The sequence below is a fragment of the Vibrio sp. S/42/10 genome (genome assembly GCF_029890535.1).
Classification (GTDB): domain Bacteria; phylum Pseudomonadota; class Gammaproteobacteria; order Enterobacterales; family Vibrionaceae; genus Vibrio; species Vibrio cyclitrophicus.
On record NZ_JAKMZC010000006.1, the window covers coordinates 13,856 to 31,578 of the forward strand.

19 protein-coding genes are annotated in these 17,723 nt (G+C 42.8%); 17 read left to right on the forward strand and 2 right to left on the reverse strand.

All coding sequences use genetic code 11. The features are described from left to right. Window positions 1–125: 125 nt before the first annotated feature. Window positions 126–998, reverse strand: a complete 873-nt coding sequence (galU, locus tag L8S15_RS08805; protein WP_004735975.1) for a UTP--glucose-1-phosphate uridylyltransferase GalU — start codon at window positions 996–998, stop codon at window positions 126–128. A 157-nt stretch (window positions 999–1,155) separates the two neighbouring features. Then, entirely contained in the window at window positions 1,156–1,803 is a 648-nt protein-coding gene (locus L8S15_RS08810; protein WP_016767798.1) for a LuxR C-terminal-related transcriptional regulator, read from the reverse strand. Window positions 1,804–2,081: 278 nt separating this feature from the next. Here L8S15_RS08810 and L8S15_RS08815 point away from each other — a divergent pair, with 278 nt between their 5' ends. The 17 genes from L8S15_RS08815 to L8S15_RS08895 all read left to right on the forward strand — a co-directional run bounded on the left by L8S15_RS08815 (window position 2,082) and on the right by L8S15_RS08895 (window position 17,722). Beyond that, on the forward strand, window positions 2,082–2,636 hold the full coding sequence (locus L8S15_RS08815; protein WP_010434324.1) for a single-stranded DNA-binding protein: 555 nt from the start codon (window positions 2,082–2,084) through the stop codon (window positions 2,634–2,636). Window positions 2,637–2,797: 161 nt separating this feature from the next. Beyond that, window positions 2,798–4,813 carry an RNase E specificity factor CsrD gene (gene csrD, locus L8S15_RS08820; protein WP_016797200.1) on the forward strand — a complete coding sequence of 672 codons (2,016 nt, stop codon included), beginning with the start codon at window positions 2,798–2,800 and terminating at the stop codon, window positions 4,811–4,813. A 2-nt stretch (window positions 4,814–4,815) separates the two neighbouring features. Further along, entirely contained in the window at window positions 4,816–6,258 is a 1,443-nt protein-coding gene (locus tag L8S15_RS08825; protein WP_010434328.1) for an MSHA biogenesis protein MshI, read from the forward strand. Beyond that, on the forward strand, window positions 6,258–6,905 hold the full coding sequence (gene pilO / locus L8S15_RS08830; protein ID WP_010434330.1) for a type 4a pilus biogenesis protein PilO: 648 nt from the start codon (window positions 6,258–6,260) through the stop codon (window positions 6,903–6,905). The genes L8S15_RS08825 and pilO overlap by 1 nt, the downstream gene beginning before the upstream one ends. Further along, window positions 6,898–7,230, forward strand: a complete 333-nt coding sequence (locus tag L8S15_RS08835; protein WP_280572707.1) for an MSHA biogenesis protein MshK — start codon at window positions 6,898–6,900, stop codon at window positions 7,228–7,230. The genes pilO and L8S15_RS08835 overlap by 8 nt, the downstream gene beginning before the upstream one ends. Before the next feature lie 15 nt (window positions 7,231–7,245). Continuing rightward, window positions 7,246–8,892, forward strand: coding sequence for a pilus (MSHA type) biogenesis protein MshL (gene mshL / locus L8S15_RS08840; RefSeq protein WP_016790951.1), 1,647 nt, complete (start codon window positions 7,246–7,248; stop codon window positions 8,890–8,892). A gap of 53 nt (window positions 8,893–8,945) precedes the next feature. After that, on the forward strand, window positions 8,946–9,785 hold the full coding sequence (locus L8S15_RS08845; RefSeq protein WP_280572711.1) for an AAA family ATPase: 840 nt from the start codon (window positions 8,946–8,948) through the stop codon (window positions 9,783–9,785). A gap of 2 nt (window positions 9,786–9,787) precedes the next feature. Continuing rightward, window positions 9,788–10,936, forward strand: a complete 1,149-nt coding sequence (locus L8S15_RS08850) for a tetratricopeptide repeat protein (protein WP_280572713.1) — start codon at window positions 9,788–9,790, stop codon at window positions 10,934–10,936. Further along, the gene (locus tag L8S15_RS08855; RefSeq protein ID WP_010434345.1) at window positions 10,926–12,650 is read left to right on the forward strand and encodes a GspE/PulE family protein; all 1,725 of its coding nucleotides are present in this window, start codon (window positions 10,926–10,928) and stop codon (window positions 12,648–12,650) included. The genes L8S15_RS08850 and L8S15_RS08855 overlap by 11 nt, the downstream gene beginning before the upstream one ends. A gap of 12 nt (window positions 12,651–12,662) precedes the next feature. Next, window positions 12,663–13,886 carry a type II secretion system F family protein gene (locus L8S15_RS08860; protein ID WP_010434347.1) on the forward strand — a complete coding sequence of 408 codons (1,224 nt, stop codon included), beginning with the start codon at window positions 12,663–12,665 and terminating at the stop codon, window positions 13,884–13,886. Between the two features lie 3 nt (window positions 13,887–13,889). Next, window positions 13,890–14,345, forward strand: coding sequence for a hypothetical protein (locus L8S15_RS08865; RefSeq protein ID WP_016788317.1), 456 nt, complete (start codon window positions 13,890–13,892; stop codon window positions 14,343–14,345). A 79-nt stretch (window positions 14,346–14,424) separates the two neighbouring features. Then, on the forward strand, window positions 14,425–15,000 hold the full coding sequence (locus L8S15_RS08870) for a prepilin-type N-terminal cleavage/methylation domain-containing protein (RefSeq protein WP_016797203.1): 576 nt from the start codon (window positions 14,425–14,427) through the stop codon (window positions 14,998–15,000). A 35-nt stretch (window positions 15,001–15,035) separates the two neighbouring features. Next, window positions 15,036–15,500: a prepilin-type N-terminal cleavage/methylation domain-containing protein gene (locus tag L8S15_RS08875; protein ID WP_161749894.1), complete on the forward strand. Its 465-nt coding sequence runs from the start codon at window positions 15,036–15,038 to the stop codon at window positions 15,498–15,500. A 150-nt stretch (window positions 15,501–15,650) separates the two neighbouring features. Beyond that, entirely contained in the window at window positions 15,651–16,157 is a 507-nt protein-coding gene (locus L8S15_RS08880) for a prepilin-type N-terminal cleavage/methylation domain-containing protein (protein WP_280572721.1), read from the forward strand. After that, window positions 16,157–16,546, forward strand: a complete 390-nt coding sequence (locus L8S15_RS08885) for a type II secretion system protein (protein ID WP_016790948.1) — start codon at window positions 16,157–16,159, stop codon at window positions 16,544–16,546. Before L8S15_RS08880 ends, L8S15_RS08885 begins: the two co-directional genes overlap by 1 nt. Further along, window positions 16,546–17,289 (forward strand): prepilin-type N-terminal cleavage/methylation domain-containing protein, encoded by a 744-nt coding sequence (locus tag L8S15_RS08890; protein ID WP_280572724.1) that lies wholly within the window; start codon window positions 16,546–16,548, stop codon window positions 17,287–17,289. Before L8S15_RS08885 ends, L8S15_RS08890 begins: the two co-directional genes overlap by 1 nt. Beyond that, window positions 17,279–17,722 carry a hypothetical protein gene (locus L8S15_RS08895; protein WP_016797208.1) on the forward strand — a complete coding sequence of 148 codons (444 nt, stop codon included), beginning with the start codon at window positions 17,279–17,281 and terminating at the stop codon, window positions 17,720–17,722. The genes L8S15_RS08890 and L8S15_RS08895 overlap by 11 nt, the downstream gene beginning before the upstream one ends. Window position 17,723: the final 1 nt, after the last annotated feature.

Genomic DNA, 17,723 nt, shown 5'->3' on the forward strand with positions numbered 1-17,723 from the left:
AAGTTTTACTGGATAAAAAAACAGTAAACAAAAAAAGGGTGACGCTTTCGAGTCACCCTTTAAATCATTTATTACGCGACTAACTCATCGCTACGTATCATTAGTTAGTATGCCAAAACTAGCGATTAAGCTTCTTTTGTTGTTGAGTGCTTACCTAGTTCGATTTGTTGCTGGTCTTTTTTGTATAGATTTTCAAAGCAGTAATTTGTTGCTTCGATATAGCCTTCTACACTACCGCAGTCAAAGCGTTGGCCTTTAAATTTGTATGCTAATACACAGCCTGCTTTGGCTTGTTTTAACAATGCATCGGTAATCTGGATTTCGCCACCTTTACCTGGTTCAGTCTGCTCGATAAGTTCAAAGATGTCTGGAGTCAGAATGTAACGGCCAATGATCGCTAGATTACTTGGTGCAGTACCTGGTTCTGGCTTCTCAACCATGTCGTCAACACGGAAAAGATCATCTTTAATCATTTCACCAGAGATAACACCGTATTTGTGCGTTTCGTTTTCTGGCACTTCTTGAACAGCAACGATTGAACAACGGAACTGTTTGTATAGTGCAACCATTTGAGCCAACACACCTTGTTGTTCGTTCACACAAAGGTCATCAGCAAGCACGACTGCAAACGGTTCATCACCCACAAGCTCGCGACCAGTCAAGATAGCATGACCTAGACCTTTCATTTCACGTTGGCGAATGTAAGTGAAGTTTGCCGCTTCAATTGTTTCACGGATATTGATCAACAAGTCTTCTTTATTCGTGCCGCTGATCTGATGTTCGAGTTCGTAGTTTTTATCGAAGTGATCCATCAGAGAATGCTTACCACGACCGGTAACAATACACATACCGTCCATACCAGCTTCGATAGCTTCTTCAACGCCGTATTCAATTAGAGGCTTGTTTACAACAGGCATCATCTCTTTAGGCATTGACTTAGTTGCAGGTAAGAAGCGTGTACCGTAGCCAGCTGCCGGGAAAAGGCACTTTTTGATCATGATAAGACCCTTTATCTATAATAATTATTGATTCAACCTGAGTGGCTGATATTTCTGAGGGCAACTCTAGCATAAGTTATGTCGAAAATTCAGCAACAATACGTATGGTTTACTAGAGTTTTCCTCAAAATTATCCTCAGTTTAAGAGGCGGATCAATTATGCAAGTAAGTTCTGATTAGCCCATGCGATAGCTTGGACTCTATTCTTAACCGCTAACTTACGGAAAATCTGATAAAGGTGTGACTTTACGGTGAACTCGCTAATAAATAAATCATCGGCTATTTGAGTGTTGGATGACCCCGATTGAAGGCAACGGATCACTTGGATTTCTCTGATCGTCAAATCTACATTGGTGGGTGTCGTGTTGGTGTTCACCATATTACGGTAATAAAAAAGCAGTTGATTGGTTACTTTTCGTGGTAACCAATTATCACCATTAATGACCTGTTGAATCCCCTTTGCTATTTTCACTTTTTGTTCGGAGTCATAAAATAGCCCTTTTAATACGCCGAAAGTGAGCAACTCCGAGGTAGGGAGCTGTTGAGGTACATTGAACAAGATGATCTCATTGTTTTTCCACATGACGGGTAAGTTAGGGAAAACAACGATTAACTGTGGCACCTCTTTGTAGTCGATGAGTAAGATACGATTACTTTGCTTTCTATCGAAAAGCATCAAGTCGCCCGCTGTCATCTTGTAGAGTGGGATAATTAGGTGCTTTTCTATCTCTTTTACGTGTAGGTGAGTCTCGCTTGGATCTATGCACAGAAAGTGTAAAGTGCGAGCATATCGAGATTTTCTCATTGATAATCCTTGTAAGGGTAGAATTAGATTTCACGTTGTCATGCACGCCATTGCTTCTCTAGCGCCTTGGTTGTGTCTTGCGTTGAATATCAATGATCAAAGTAAATGAGTGGTTTATCAGTGGAGAAAAAAGCAACATCGCTCTGAATATCATGATTTGTTACGTTTTTATTCTTTGTATAAGAGCGAGAATAGGAATGCGATTTATCACTGTAGAAAAGCATGCTATTCTTGTGCGCTAAAATTTTCTGAGACTATGAATTTAGACGGAGCAAATCATGGCTAGCCGTGGAGTTAACAAAGTTATATTAGTGGGTAACCTAGGTAATGACCCTGAAATTCGTTACATGCCGAATGGCGGCGCAGTAGCGAACATTACCATTGCAACGTCAGAGTCATGGCGTGACAAAGCAACTGGCGAACAGCGTGAAAAAACAGAATGGCACCGTGTTGCTCTGTTTGGCAAGCTGGCGGAAGTTGCTGGTGAGTACCTACGTAAAGGTTCTCAAGTTTACATTGAAGGTCAACTTCAGACTCGTAAATGGCAAGATCAAAGCGGTCAAGATCGCTACACAACTGAAGTGGTTGTTCAAGGCTTCAACGGTGTAATGCAAATGCTTGGTGGCCGTGCTCAAGGCGGTGCTCCTGCTCAAGGTGGTATGGGTAACCAACAGCAAGGTGGTTGGGGTCAACCACAGCAACCACAACAGCAGCAACAACAATACAGTGCTCCTGCTCAACAGCAGCCGAAAGCACCTCAACAAGCTCCTCAGCAGGCTCAACCTCAATATAATGAGCCACCGATGGATTTTGATGATGACATCCCATTTTAGACCCTGTTTTTAATATATTATAAAGACAGTATTAAATTGGAAAAAGCCGCGTTTATCGCGGCTTTTTGTTACCTACAATTCTTAACGCTTTATTTACAACGTCAATTTATAGTATAAGTAGCAATACGGTATAATGTGAGTTGAAAAGGATTTCGTTATTCATGAGATATACCCCCACACTAAAATTGAGCACTCGCTTAGTGGCATTTGTCACCGTGATAGTTATCAGTGCGATGTTCATTCTTTTTATCGGTGGCACACTTTCTTTTAAGCGTATTGGGCAGGAATATTTAGACCATTATTTGGTTGGTATTGTCGATGTTGTAGATAAAGAGATGGAAGACCCAGACGCCGCGTATTCGATGCAGCGTTGGATGCCTAAGATGTTACAAGCGAGCAATATTGTTGAGATGAAACTCTCGAACAGGACTGGCATCGTTTATCGCTTTAAAGATACCTCCCCGCAAATCGATCCTAGTCGTCTCTATAAAAGAAGTTTTGTTTTAGAGCGAAATGAAGGCTATCGAATCGAATTTAAAGCACTTCCGCCTTACATTGGTTATAACTATTCAATGGAGGCTATGTGGTCGATTACTTTAGCCGTTGCTTTGATTATTTTCTGTTTGGCTCGTGGTGTTCGATGGCTAAAAGAACAATTAATGGGATCCGAAATGCTCGAAGAGCGAGGCAGAATGATCCTTGCGGGGCAAGTTGAAGCTCATGCAAAAGGCGATGAGCGAGAATGGCCGTATACGGCAAGCGAAGCCTTAGATGTATTGATAGAAGAGCTGAAAGATGCTCGTCAAGAAAGAAGCCGCTTTGATACCTTTATCCGTACTCATACCTTTCTAGATAAGCTCACAGGTACAGCCAATCGAGTACTCTTTGACAACAAACTTGAATCAACCTTACATGAAAGTGGTGCTCGAGGTGGCGTATTACTAATACGTATCGACGGGTGGGAACAAGTTTGTGATGCTAATGACAAGCAAATCACGGACAGCTTCATCATTGAAGTCGGTGAAGTATTATCGAATATTGTTCAGCGTTATCCTGATGTTATCTTTTCTCGTTATTACGAAGCCGACTTCGCGGTGTTTATTCCTCATCAGGGAGCAAAGGATATTGCGACCTTGGCGGCTCAATGTTTAAGGCAGTTAGATAAGCTAACGCCACCTGAGCCTTTGGAACTTGACAATTGGTGTCATATTGGTGTGACCATGTATACCGAAGGTGAGCGCCATAGCAAGATCATGGATGAAACGGAAACCGCATTAAAGAGTGCTCAGTTGGAACGTATCAATAACTGGAGCCGCTACCCTAAACAGAACAAAAATGAGCTTGATAGAGGCAGCGTTCGCTGGAGAACATTACTCGATAAAGCTCTACTCCCTGAAAATTTAGTAATCTTTGCTCAGCGGTGTTATCTTATTTCGGAGTCTGGTCAAGTTAATGAATTACATAGAGAAATGTTTGTTCGAATTCAAGATCCAGACAAAGGTTTACTGAAATCGTCTCGATTTATGCCCGCGGTAGAGCAAGTGGGCTATCAAGCTCAAATGGATCAGTCGGTTCTGAAAGTACTGTTAACATCACTGAAAGAATCAACAAAAGCTAGCAACTATTCGGTGAATTTGAATGTCACCCCGTTTGCCAGTAAACAGCATTTTAAGTGGTTTAGAAGTGAGTTGTTACAGCTTTCGGCTCAACACCGTTCTCAATTGGCCTTTGAGTTCCCTGAAGGGCACTTGATTGCTCATCTTGATTATATGAGACCGGTCGCAAAGATGTTGAAAGGGCTAGGGTGTAAAATTATCGTTGGTCAAGCTGGGCGAACCATTGTTAGCACTCACTACATCAAAGATTTAAAGGTCAATTTTATTAAGCTTCATCGAAGCCTAATAAAGAAAATCGATCAAAGGCATGAGAATCAGCTGTTTGTCCGTAGTTTAATAGGGGCATGTGGCGACTCCCCAACTCAAGTTATTGCCGTAGGGGTCGAGACTAAACAAGAAAAGAATACCTTGATAGAGTTAGGTATTAACGGCTATCAAGGGAGATATTTTGACGAAGAGCAACAAATTATCCCTTTGCCTAATCAAGGTGAAAAGACAGTGAAAGCTGAATCCGTGGTAAAAGTTGGTCGAAGAAATCGATGGCGTAAGAGTAGTAGTTAAGCATGAATTTTAAAGCGATTTTAGACAAGATAAAGCCAACGAATAACAAAGGCAGCTCTCAGGTTGTTATGTTAGGCAACAATGCCATTTATATTTCATCGGCAGATCAAGAATCTCAAGTAACCAACACCCCTGTGGTTAACGGGGATTGGGAGAGTGCACTAAAGAAATCGCTTAGCAGTGAGGCATTTACCAGTAATAGCCTCCAGCTGATTGTCTGTGCAAACTACTACCAAACATACCAAATTGATAAACCGGACATTCCTGAGAATGAATGGTCGGTAGCACTGCCTTTTTTACTCAAAGATCTTGTATCTGAAAGGGTGACTGAGATTACGGCGAGTGCGGTCGCGTTACCGACCTCGAACAAGCTACAAGTGTATGTTTTGCCTAAAAAGCTGTTAAATAAGCTTGTAAACATTACTCAATCAGCGCAAGTGGAACTTAAAGGCGTTGCCCCTGAAGATGAAATCTGGGGTTATAGCGCAGGTGAGCTTTCTAATTTTATCCTTTTACAACGTAGCTCCAATTCACATTTTAAGCTTGGTGCGTTTGTTGAAAATACGGTTTGTTTCCAAAGAACGATCCGTAGCGTTGTCCCTCCTTTAACCGGTGTTGCATCAAGTGTTCTTCAGTTAGATGGCCTTGCTTTAGAGTTGCAACGCTCAATTGATTATCTTTCTTCTCAAATCAAAGGTACTCAACTTCATCAGTTAAAAATCTGCTGTGATGAGGAAGACGAGACTGAATTACAAAGTGCGTTAAATAACACACTGAGCTCGACAGTTTCGTTGTTGGTGGAAGGTGAACGTGATAATTCAGAGAGTTTGTTGGTTAAACTCGCAGCTGAAAAAGATACTTTTAATGTTAATCTTTACCCTGAACACCTCAAGCCTAAAAAAGAATATTTTACGCTGACAAATGTTGTTGCGATTTGGGGGCTAGTTTGTGTTTTGCTGCTGGGTGGTTACTTTGTAATGCAGTATCAAGTTTCTAATCTAGATAAAGAACTAACAGCTCTGCAACATGACTCGAACCGACTTAACAAGCAAGTTAACCAATTGAATAGTAAGTTAACTCAACACAAACCGTCTCCAGAGAAAGTGGCCGCTGTTGCGCGTCTCAAACGTGAGACTCAGGCCAAAAAAGAGGCATTGAAGGCGGTCGGGCAATACGACGAATCACAACAAGTCGGGTATTCTGGCGTCATGAATTCCTTAGCTAAATTAGGCCGAAATGACATATCGCTTTCGCATATTTATATGACGCACGATACTTTAGACCTCAGTGGCTTAGCTCGTAACGCCAATGTTGTTCCGAATTGGATTGGTCAATTTAAAACAGAGCTTAATTTAGTCGGGCGTGCCTTTGAAAAACTTAAAATAGGTCGCAATGAGCAAGATGTGGTGACGTTTGAATTAAGTACTCGCAGGGAGAGTAAATAATGCAACAGTGGAACCAGCTTAACGATAAGTTTCTTGCATTAAGCCAAAGAGAAAAATGGCTACTTTTCGTGTGTGGTTTTGTTGGGCTATCCATGCTGTTGTTCACCTTGTTGGTTGAACCTGCGTATCTCGACTTACAAGCCAAAAATGCTAAGACGATGAGCCTGACTCAATCAAATCAAAGACAGCAGGGTGAGCTACTCGTTCTGCAAGCTAAGCTCAATAAAAACCCAGATAAAGAAATCAACATCGAGTACAAAAAGCTACTTGTTGAAAGCCAAGACCTTTCACTTCAGCTTTCGCAGATTGTCGATGGGTTGATCACGCCTTCTCAAATGTCGCAGTTACTGGAGAGCGTTCTTAACGCTGGTAGTGGGCTAAAGCTTGAGTCGCTAGAGTCATTAAAACCAGAAGCGATTTCGAACAATAAAGAGACCAGTGAATATTCAGGTTACTTTCTTCATCCTGTGAGAATGGAATTGACGGGCAGCTATTTTGATATTTCTGCTTACCTTCAAGCCCTTGAATCTCTTCCTGTTAGCTATTACTGGCGAACATTTAAATACTCAGTTGAAGAGTACCCTAAAGCTCGACTCGTATTTGAGGTTTACACACTTGGTACTAGACAGGAGTTTATCGGTGGTTAGAACTCTATTGTTGTCCCTACTTTTAAGTAGCTCAGTGGTTTGGGCAGAGCAAGATCCAACGGCACCATTAGGTTGGCTTACTCCTGAACAAAAAGCCGCGCCTGCTAAAAAGGCGCAAACTCGCTATCGCCTACCGTCCCTAGAAAGCATCGTTTGTAAAGGTGATACGCCTTGCTATGCGATTATGAATGGTCAGATTTTAGGTCAAGGAGAAACGATCAGAGGGTACCGAGTGAAAAACATAGATCCAGAATACGTCACTCTGCAGAGAAGCTCTAAGCAGTGGAAATTAGAGATGTTCTCTTTAGATGTTAAGAATAATTAAGGTTTGAGTGAAGACATGCGTAAACTTGTAGTAGCAATTCTAGTGTCATCTTTAGTCGGCTGTTCGATGGGACACAGAGATCCTGTTGAGATTAAAGAGTCTTTGAACGAATCCATTAATGAAGCCAATAGTCGAGCACTTCATGAACTGCCTTCGTCGGTTCAAGATGACCTTATGCCTCAGCTTAATTCTGACTCCATGTCTCCGGGGACGGAAACCGTTAAGCGCTTTCGTATTCAAGCAAAAGGCGTTGAAGCGAGAACCTTCTTTGCCAGCTTAGTGAAAGGTACTGAGTATAGTGCGGCCATTCACCCTGGCGTGTCAGGAAACCTTACGCTTAATCTAACGGACGTGACACTAGACGAAGTACTGGCTGTTGCTCAGGATATGTATGGCTACGATATTGAAAAGCGTGGCAAAGTGATTCAAGTTTACCCTGCTGGTCTTCGCACCGTAACGATTCCTGTCGATTACTTGCAAGTTAAGCGTGCAGGTCGATCATTGACGACTATCACCACTGGAACGATCTCGAATTCAGATAACAGCTCGTCAAGCTCATCAAGTTCAGACTCTAATTCATCCAACTCCTCCAATTCTTCTAATTCTTCCAATTCTTCGAACTCGACATCGAACGGTGGTACAGAGATTGAAACGACCTCTGAAAGCGATTTTTGGCCACAACTTGAAGCAGCAGTTGCTCACCTTATTGGTTCAGGTGACGGGCAAAGCGTTGTGGTAACCCCGCAAGCGAGTGTGATTACGGTTCGTGCTTACCCTGACGAAATTCGTGAAGTTCGTGAGTTCTTAGGTATTTCCCAGAAGCGTTTGCAGCGCCAAGTTATCTTGGAAGCCAAAATCATGGAAGTGACCTTGAGTGATGGTTACCAACAAGGTATTAGCTGGTCGAATCTATCTAAATCTATTGGTAGCGGTGGTGTTGTTATTGACCGCCCTACAAGTACTCTACCGCCGTTAGATGCGATCAGTTCTCTACTCGGTGGGCAAACTAATGTCACGATCTCTGATGGTAGCTTCGAAGCGGTTTTGAGCTTTATGGATACTCAAGGTGACCTTAACGTTCTATCGAGCCCGCGAGTAACGGCTGCGAACAACCAAAAAGCAGTTATCAAAGTGGGAACCGATGAGTATTACGTAACAGATCTATCAAGCTCAGTCGGTAGTGGTGATAACGCGAATGTGGCTCCTGAAGTTGAGCTCACTCCCTTTTTCTCTGGTATCTCTTTGGATGTAACTCCTCAGATAGATGATAAAGGGGGCGTATTCTTACATGTTCACCCTGCCGTTATTGAGGTCGAGGAAGAAGTGAAAGAGCTCAATTTAGGTTCAACGACAGGTTTGGTGCAGCTTCCTTTAGCGAAAAGCTCTATCCGAGAGTCTGACTCAGTGATTCGCGCAAAAGATGGCGATGTGGTTGTGATTGGCGGGTTAATGAAATCAAATACCAGTGATGTGACGTCTAAAGTTCCATTCCTCGGTGATATTCCAGCCTTAGGACATTTGTTCCGCAATACCAATCAGTTAACGCAAAAAACTGAGCTCGTGATCTTGCTAAAACCCACGATCGTGGGTGTGAATACTTGGCAAACTGAGTTGGAGCGTTCTCGTGATCTTCTTCAAGAGTGGTTCCCTGATGAAGAGTAAATACTTACTTTCTCAATGTAGATTGGCTGTTTTTTACTAAGCTAGGTCGTCATATGTATCAAGCTCACTTTGGTTTTGAACAACTGCCATTTACGTTAACGCCGAATACCGATTTCTTTTATGGTTTGGCGCCTCATTTTGAGGCGATTCAAACGGTCATCTCGGCGTTAGATATGGGAGAGGGCGTAATCAAAGTCACTGGCGAAGTCGGTACGGGAAAAACCATGATTTGTCGGATGCTGGTTAATCATTTAAAGGATTGTACGGCGTTAATCTACCTGCCAAACCCTGTTTTGTCTGGTGCAGACCTGCGTCAAGCCGTCGCTAAAGAGCTAGGTTTGACTATCGATAATCCAGCAACCTTAGTTGATAACATCCAGCACAAGTTAATTGAATTACACAACTCAGGCTTAAGAGTCGTCGCCATTCTTGATGAGGCTCAAGCGCTATCGGATGAAGCGCTCGAAACATTAAGGTTGTTTGGTAATCTTGAAACTGAAGATAAAAAATTACTTCAGATAGTGTTACTCGGACAGCCTGAACTGGATGTCAGGTTAGAGGCTTACCACCTCCGGCAGTTTCGACAGAGAATTACATTCAGTTCAACACTGAGGCCGCTCAATCTCGATGAAACGGTAGCGTATATTGATAACCGGATTGCTAAATCTGGTGGCAACTCTGAGTTGTTCAGCTTGAATCAAAAAAAGGCGATTTGTCGCTCATCGTTAGGTATTCCCAGGTTGATAAATCAACTATGTCATAAGGCACTTTTGCTCTCTTTCAGTGAAGATAAGAAAAGTATCGACAACCAGCACCTGTTTTCAGCCATGCATGAAACTTACGATGTATGTAAGCCTAAATTTAAAACGCCAATACTGTGGGGTTGGAATTAATTATGAGCGTCATTAATAGCGCGTTGTCTGAATTGGCAAAGAAAAAATCAGCGACTTCGATTGAAGCTGCAGTAGTACCAAAAGTCAAAACACGCTCTCCATTAGTATGGGTTGCTGCGGGCTTTACACTCAGCTTAGCCATGGGCGGTTGGGCGATATCGCAAGGCCCTGCTGTCGGCAATTCAATCTCTACAAGAGACGCGCAGATTAAGGTTTCTGTCATTGATAGTTCGGGCGAAATACAGAGTGTAATAGCGCAGCCTATCTCGTCGCCAACCAAGAAATTAGTCACGTTAGACGTACCTGAGCGTTCTGTAGAGCATGTCGCTACGTCAAACAATGTAAAAGCTAAGTCAGTCTCGTCTGATTCAACGATTGTAACTCCTCGTAAAGCGGTACTTAACACGACCAGTGCACCTAAAGGGAATAAAATTAAAATTCCCGAGCCCATATACGTGGCTAGTGTGACAAAAAAAAAGCCTGTTTCTATCTCTGGCGAAGTCGCCATTTCTGAAGGTTCAGAAAATAATGGAATGTTGATTGAGCAGGTGGAGCTAACGTCTGATCAACTATCAGCCAATGCACAAGGTCGTGCTCAGAAAGCGCTTGATGCGAACGATCTTACTGGTGCCTTGAAAGGTTATACCGAAGCTCTTCGATATGCCCCTAGAAATGAGGACGTTCGCCAGAAACTCGCGATTCTCTATTTTGGGAAAGGTGATACTCGTAAGGCTTACGAACTTTTTCAGTCGGGTATCAAACTTAATATCAATAGTGAAAAGCTGCGTTTAGGCTTATCAACATTGCTTGTCAAAGCAAACCAAGCGGAAGCGGCATTGAGTCCATTAGTCCATTTACCGCCAAACCCAACCAAAGATTATCTAGCCATGCGTGCGGCGTTGAGCCAAAAATCGCAGCAAGAAGAGATTGCATTAGAGAGTTACAAAAAGTTGGTCGATGTTGATTCTGATAATGCTCGCTGGTGGCTCGGTCTGGCCATTCAACAGGAACGTCAGCTTGATTTTACGGCTGCAAAAGAGTCATACCAAGGCGCTTTAACTCGAGTAGGAATCTCATCTCAATCGCAAAGTTTTGTGCGAGATCGATTAAAAATACTCGATGCCTTAGAGGAGCACGACGATGCAAATTAGACTAAGAAAGCGATTGGGTGATTTGCTTGTTGAAGAAGGCATTATTACCGAGTCTCAAGTAGAACAAGCTCTAGCGGCTCAGAAAAGTACCGGACGTAAGCTAGGTGATGCACTGATTGAGCTTGGCTTCTTATCAGAGCAACAGATGTTGAGCTTCCTATCACAACAGCTAGCGATTCCTCTTATTGATTTAAGCCGAGCCAACGTCGATGTAGAAGCGGTACAGCTTTTACCCGAAGTACATGCTCGTCGCCTTCGCGCATTGGTGATTGGACGCCAAGGTGACACTTTGCGTGTTGCAATGAGTGACCCTGCCGATCTGTTTGCACAAGAATCGTTGCTCGGTCAACTCGGCGATTATGCTCTAGAATTTGTGGTCGCTAAAGAAAGACAACTCGTTGATGGCTTTGACCGCTATTATCGTCGAACCAAAGAAATCGCCTCTTTCGCTGAGCAACTGCATGCCGAGCACCAAGTTAATGATGCCTTTGATTTTGATATAGCAGGTGAAGACAGTGACGAAGTTACGGTCGTTAAGCTTATCAATTCGTTATTTGAAGATGCAATCCAAGTTGGTGCTTCTGATATCCATATTGAGCCCGATTCAAACGTATTGCGTCTTCGTCAGCGTATTGATGGTGTGCTGCATGAAACATTGTTGAATGAAGTCAATATTGCGTCTGCCCTGGTTCTGCGTTTGAAGCTGATGGCAAACCTTGATATCTCAGAGAAACGTCTTCCTCAAGACGGCCGTTTCAATATTCGCGCGAAAGGCCAATCTGTCGATATTCGTATGTCGACTATGCCAGTGCAGCACGGTGAGTCTGTGGTGATGCGTCTGCTTAACCAATCAGCCGGTTTACGTAAATTAGAAGCGTCGGGTATACCGAGCGATCTGCTGGTTCGTCTTCGTCAACAATTACGCCGTCCACATGGGATGATCTTGGTTACTGGGCCGACAGGTTCAGGTAAAACCACTACCTTGTACGGTGCGTTAAGCGAATTAAACGAACCGGGTAAAAAGATCATTACTGCGGAAGACCCGGTGGAATACCGACTTCCGCGTGTGAACCAAGTTCAGGTTAACCCTAAGATTAATCTCGACTTCTCTACTATATTGAGAACTTTCCTGCGTCAGGATCCCGATATCATTCTTATTGGTGAGATGCGTGACCACGAAACGGTTGAGATTGGATTGAGAGCCGCACTGACGGGTCACTTAGTATTAAGTACGCTGCACACCAATGATGCGGTAGACAGCGCACTGCGTATGATGGATATGGGCGCTCCAGGTTACTTGGTAGCGAGCGCTGTGCGAGCGGTAGTGGCGCAGCGATTGGTTCGTAAAGTATGTACTGACTGTATAGTTGAAGATGAATTGGATGAACCTCGCAAGCAATGGTTGAGCGTCCGTTTCCCCAACCAAGTGGGTGTGCCATTTGTGAAAGGTCGTGGTTGCCAGAACTGTAACTTAACCGGCTATCGTGGGCGTATTGGGGTGTTTGAAATGTTAGAGCTAGAACAAAACATGATGGATGCGCTTAGAGCGAATGATGCGGTCGGTTTTGCTCAAACAGCTAGGCAGTCTGAAAACTACAAACCGTTATTGGCTTCTGCGATGGAACTGGCTCTGCAAGGTGTCGTGAGTCTCGATGAGATAATGTACCTTGGTGAAGGGGATGCTTCCGGTGCCACTGACCCAATTTATCTGTAGGGGTAGAGTGATATGCCAACGTATCGTTATGTAGGTCGCAGTTCGGATGGTAGCCAGGTTACCGGTCAATTAGATGCGAATAACGAAGATCTTGCCGCTGAAAGCTTGATGAGCAAGGGGATCATTCCAACCTCAATTAAGTTGGGGAGAAGTGGTGATTCAGTATTAGATATGGATATATCTAGCCTGTTTTCACCCAATGTTCCTCTTGAGGTCTTGGTTCTGTTCTGTCGACAATTATACAGTCTAACCAAAGCGGGCGTGCCGCTTCTGAGGTCGATGAAAGGTCTGACTCAAAATTGTGAAAACAAACAGTTGAAAGCAGCTTTAGAAGAAGTGGTTGCTGAGCTAACCAATGGCCGTGGGTTAGCGGCATCGATGCAAATGCATCCTAAGGTATTTAGCTCGCTGTTTGTATCGATGATCAGTGTTGGTGAAAATACGGGTCGTTTAGACCAAGCGCTGCTGCAGTTAGCTGGATACTATGAACAAGAAGTGGAGACTCGCAAGCGAATCAAGACAGCGATGCGTTACCCAACATTCGTGATCTGCTTCATTTTGATTGCGATGTTCATTCTTAACATTAAGGTTATCCCACAGTTTTCTAGCATGTTCGCACGGTTTGGTGTCGATCTTCCACTCCCCACTCGTATCTTGATTGGTATGTCAGAGTTTTTCGTGAATTATTGGGGCTTGATGCTAGGCGTGATCTTTGGCCTTATTTTTGCGTTTAAAGCTTGGGTTAAAACAGATAACGGCTTAGAAACGTGGGATCGGTGGCGCCTAAAAATACCTGTCATTGGTGGCGTTGTTAACCGAGCTTTACTGTCTCGTTTCTCACGTACTTTCGCATTGATGCTCAAAGCGGGTGTGCCATTGAATCAATCGTTAGCGCTATCGGCTGAAGCTCTGGATAACCGCTTTTTAGAGTTACGGGTTCAAGCTATGAAATCGGCAATTGAAGCGGGTAGTACGGTTTCTTCAACCGCGATTAACAGCGAAATCTTCACACCGCTCGTGATACAAATGATTTCAGTCGGTGAAGAAACGGGTCGTATTGATGAGCTATTGCTCGAGGTGTCAGATTATTATGATCGAGAAGTTGATTACGATTTGAAAACCTTAACCGCTAGAATAGAGCCTATTTTGTTGGTCGTTGTCGCTGGTATGGTCTTAGTATTGGCTTTAGGTATTTTCCTGCCGATGTGGGGAATGCTGGATGCAATCAAAGGCTAATGAATGCTAAATAACCTACAACGCTCACGTTTTGTTATTTGGAGTGTGGTTATCCTTTTTCTAATTGTAGGGCTGCTATCTGCATTGGATACGGTGGAAGAAGAAGCGAGTAACACGGCATTGATCGTCGCGAGTAAGCGGATTATTGAGCAGGCTAATTTGCTTAAACAAGAGTATTTGTTAACGGGCCCGGAACAAACTAATGACTCAGAACAGTTAATGCGCTACAGCAGAACGGGATGGATAAAGCCGATTAAAGGTTCGGAACGGGATTGTCGCTATTGGTTAGAGCAATTGTATCCCCCACAGAGCATTTTAGGGCTGACTTTTCCCAGTATTGAAGATAAAAGTGATAACATACAGTTTCATTGTAGTTATCATTATAGCGATAAGTATCAAATAGATATATTGCTCGAAAAAGAAAGATTTAGTGTAAAAGCCAATATTTTGGCTTTGTGAGAATATTGACACTGTTTTTATGGTTTTATACGTGTGCAAATGTATAATGCGCGTTAGTAATTAGATGAGTAGGTAGAAAATGCTTAAAAATCAAAAGGGTTTCTCCCTTGTCGAATTAGTCATCGTAATTGTTGTCGTTGGTTTATTGGCAGTGGCGGCTTTACCCCGCTTCTTAGATGTGACCGATGAGGCTAAAAAATCCAGTATTGAAGGTGTCGCTGGTGGTTTTGCAACCGCAGTATTATCAGCAAGAGCACAGTGGGAAGCCGAAGCAAGACCATCTGAGAAGATTGGTGTTGAAACATACAATACTGTAAATTATGATGGTGTTGATTTTTGGTTAACAAGATCAAAGAACAGCAAGAGTGAAGATACCGACTTTCGAGACGGCTATCCATGGACTCTGAATAGTGACTCTTCAGTCGCACCAGGAGATATTTCTTCAGAAACCTGTGCTGAATTGATGCAAAATTTACTGCAAAACCCACCGAGCGTGGCCGCAGTCGATGATGTTGATGACGACTCAAATTATAAATATTCGGCGGAAGCGAATTCAGGTGAGGCAACGTGTACTTACATTCAGTTAGAAGGTAATACCGAGCACCAATTCGTTTACGAAATTAAAACTGGTCGTGTGACCGTAACTTTGCAGTAAGTCTGCGTAAAATTAAACATAGAGAGAGCTTAACTATGAAAAGACAAGGCGGTTTCACCCTAATCGAACTAGTGGTTGTAATTGTTATTCTAGGTATTCTTGCTGTAACTGCGGCGCCACGTTTCCTTAACTTGCAAGATGATGCGAAAGAATCAGCACTACAAGGTTTAGCCGGAGCAATGAACGGTGCTTCAGGTATTGTATTTGGTAAGTCAGCGATTGCTGGTCTAGAAGCTAGTGCTGCTGCATCAATTACTGAAAATAACGTGACAATTAACACGGTTCTTGGCTACCCAGAAGCTACTTCAGCTGGTATCGGTAATGCAACTGATATGGATGGCTTCAACATTCTTGCTGGCGGTGGTACTGCTCAAGGTGCAACTATCGAATATGGTTTTACTGGTTACACAGACTTCTGTGTTCAATACACAGCTGCAACATCATCAGCTCAAGCTACAGCTCGTGTAGTGTCAAGTGCAAGCGGTACAAACTGTCAATAAGTTCGCTTATTGTTAATGTATGATGAGGCCAGCTCTTGCTGGCCTTTTTTCTATCCAGTGCATATAAATATCAAAACTATTCATATACATAATATCGAAAGCTTCGTTATTTTGTATAATCAGTATTCGCTAGACAGTTAGAGGCTCATTATGGATAGCAGCCCAAAATCCAACGGCTTTACTCTGGTAGAGCTGGTCATCGTTATCATTATTCTTGCTATCGTATCTATTACCGCTGTATCACGTATGTCCGGTCGAAGTAGCTTTGAACTTTATGCCTTACAAGATCAAGTCATTTCAGTTGTTAGGCAGGTTCAAGTCAACCGCATGCAATCCAACCTTGATTCGTCATCTCCTTTAGACCAAGATAATTTTCAACTCGTGGCTGATGGAAATTGTCTTGGTTCATCTAATGCGTGCTCATCCGACGAAGAGTCAGTTTCGCGAAGTGATCGTGTGTTGGAACATGGGTACTTATTTCGCTACCAACCTGATCTTACAGATAACATCCTGGAATTTGATCTTTTAGGAAATCCTACCCTAGCAGCTTCGGCTGGAGTAGGTATAGAGATCAGTGAACAAGCAAACTCAGAAAACCGAGTTTGGGTTTGTATTAATGAGCAAGGCTTTGTTTCTGCTGAAGTGGGAAGGTGTTGATGGTGAAAAACAATGTAAAAGGATTCACTTTAATAGAATCAGTGATTGTAATCGTCTTACTGGGTTTTGCGGCGCTTACATTATCCTCTTTTTTAGCTCCACAATCTGCCCAATCTAGCGATGCAAACTACTACAATCGAGCTTCAGCATTAGGTAGTAGTGTTATGTCTAGGTTACTTGCTCAAAGCTATACGGATATTGATACGTTTGATGGTGAAACGGATCTAAGCAACTTGATTAAAGATGCATCTACCTACATAAACTTTCAAGTTGAGGTTTCTATAGACCCAGTATCAGGCGCGAGTAGTAATCTTAAATCTGTCATTGTCGAAGTTACTTCAAGCTCGCAGCCAACAGTGTCCTTTAATGCTTTTAAGGGGAACTATTGATGCGAATGAAAGGCTTTACATTGATCGAGTTGATTCTAGCCATCGTTGTATCTAGCATTCTGTTGCTCGGTTTAGCTAATTTCACGGAAGTGGGGGTAAAAGGTTATTTTAGTACGGTAGAACGTTATCGCTTACAAACTGAAGCCAATTTTGTTATTGAAAAAATATCACGTGAGATGAGGCATGCAGTGCCAAACCTATTCCCCTCAGCAGCATCGAGTGGGTGTGTCTCTTTTTACCCAATCGTAGACTCTGGTTTCTATGTGGTATCAGGGGCAGATATTAATTTTTTAGTAGGCGATTCAGATAGTGATATTCAATCACTGAAAAGCTTATCAATGGTTATTAACCCAACGCGCCCTTACGAAGAAATTAATAATATCGATAATGTATTCTCATTAACTAATATCAGCCAAGTTACAGGAAAGAATGTCTCAGGAGCTGCATTTACTTTGGTCGATCAGGCTAGTTATTTGGTCGGAGGGTCTGTGAGTAATCGGCATTATATTTTTGACGATGATAATCCTGTTGAATACTGTCTTTCTGGCGATGATTTTTTAACAAGAGCCAATGGTGGAGCGCCAGTTACCATTAGTGATAAATTAAATGTTGCTAAAAGCTCCCTTTTATATTCTCCGGCTACGGTTCAGCAAAATGGAATTGTAGATCTAGCCTTTACATTTACTGTTAATGGTGAAACCACGACCTTTGAACAAGAAGTGCAGGTGCTCAATGTCCCGTAGTTATCAACAGCGTGGTAGCGCACTTATAATAGTTATCTTTGTCATCATTATTGTTGGGTTTCTCGCGACAAGTTTAACGCGTACCAGTTGGTCAACTCACGATACCAACACCCGCTCAGTATTGGGCACTCAGGCATGGCTATTAAGCCATTCTGTTAATGAGTATGTAATGACTCAGTTTTATCCGAGCCTTGACCCACTTGCCTCTTCTGCTGTTTCCGCCGCGTGTACTAACCTAGAGCCACTTGGTGTAGTTTCTGAAGCTAAATCTTTGATATCCAGAGTACCAATGAACTGCTCTCTTAATAGTTTAGAGTGCTCAAGTCGTGGTGAATTAGGTGGTTTTGTTTTTTATGTTTTAGAGTCTTCGGTTGTTTGTGGTTCAGGTATCAATCAAGTACAGCGTATTCAAGAAGTTTGGGTGAGGGAATAAA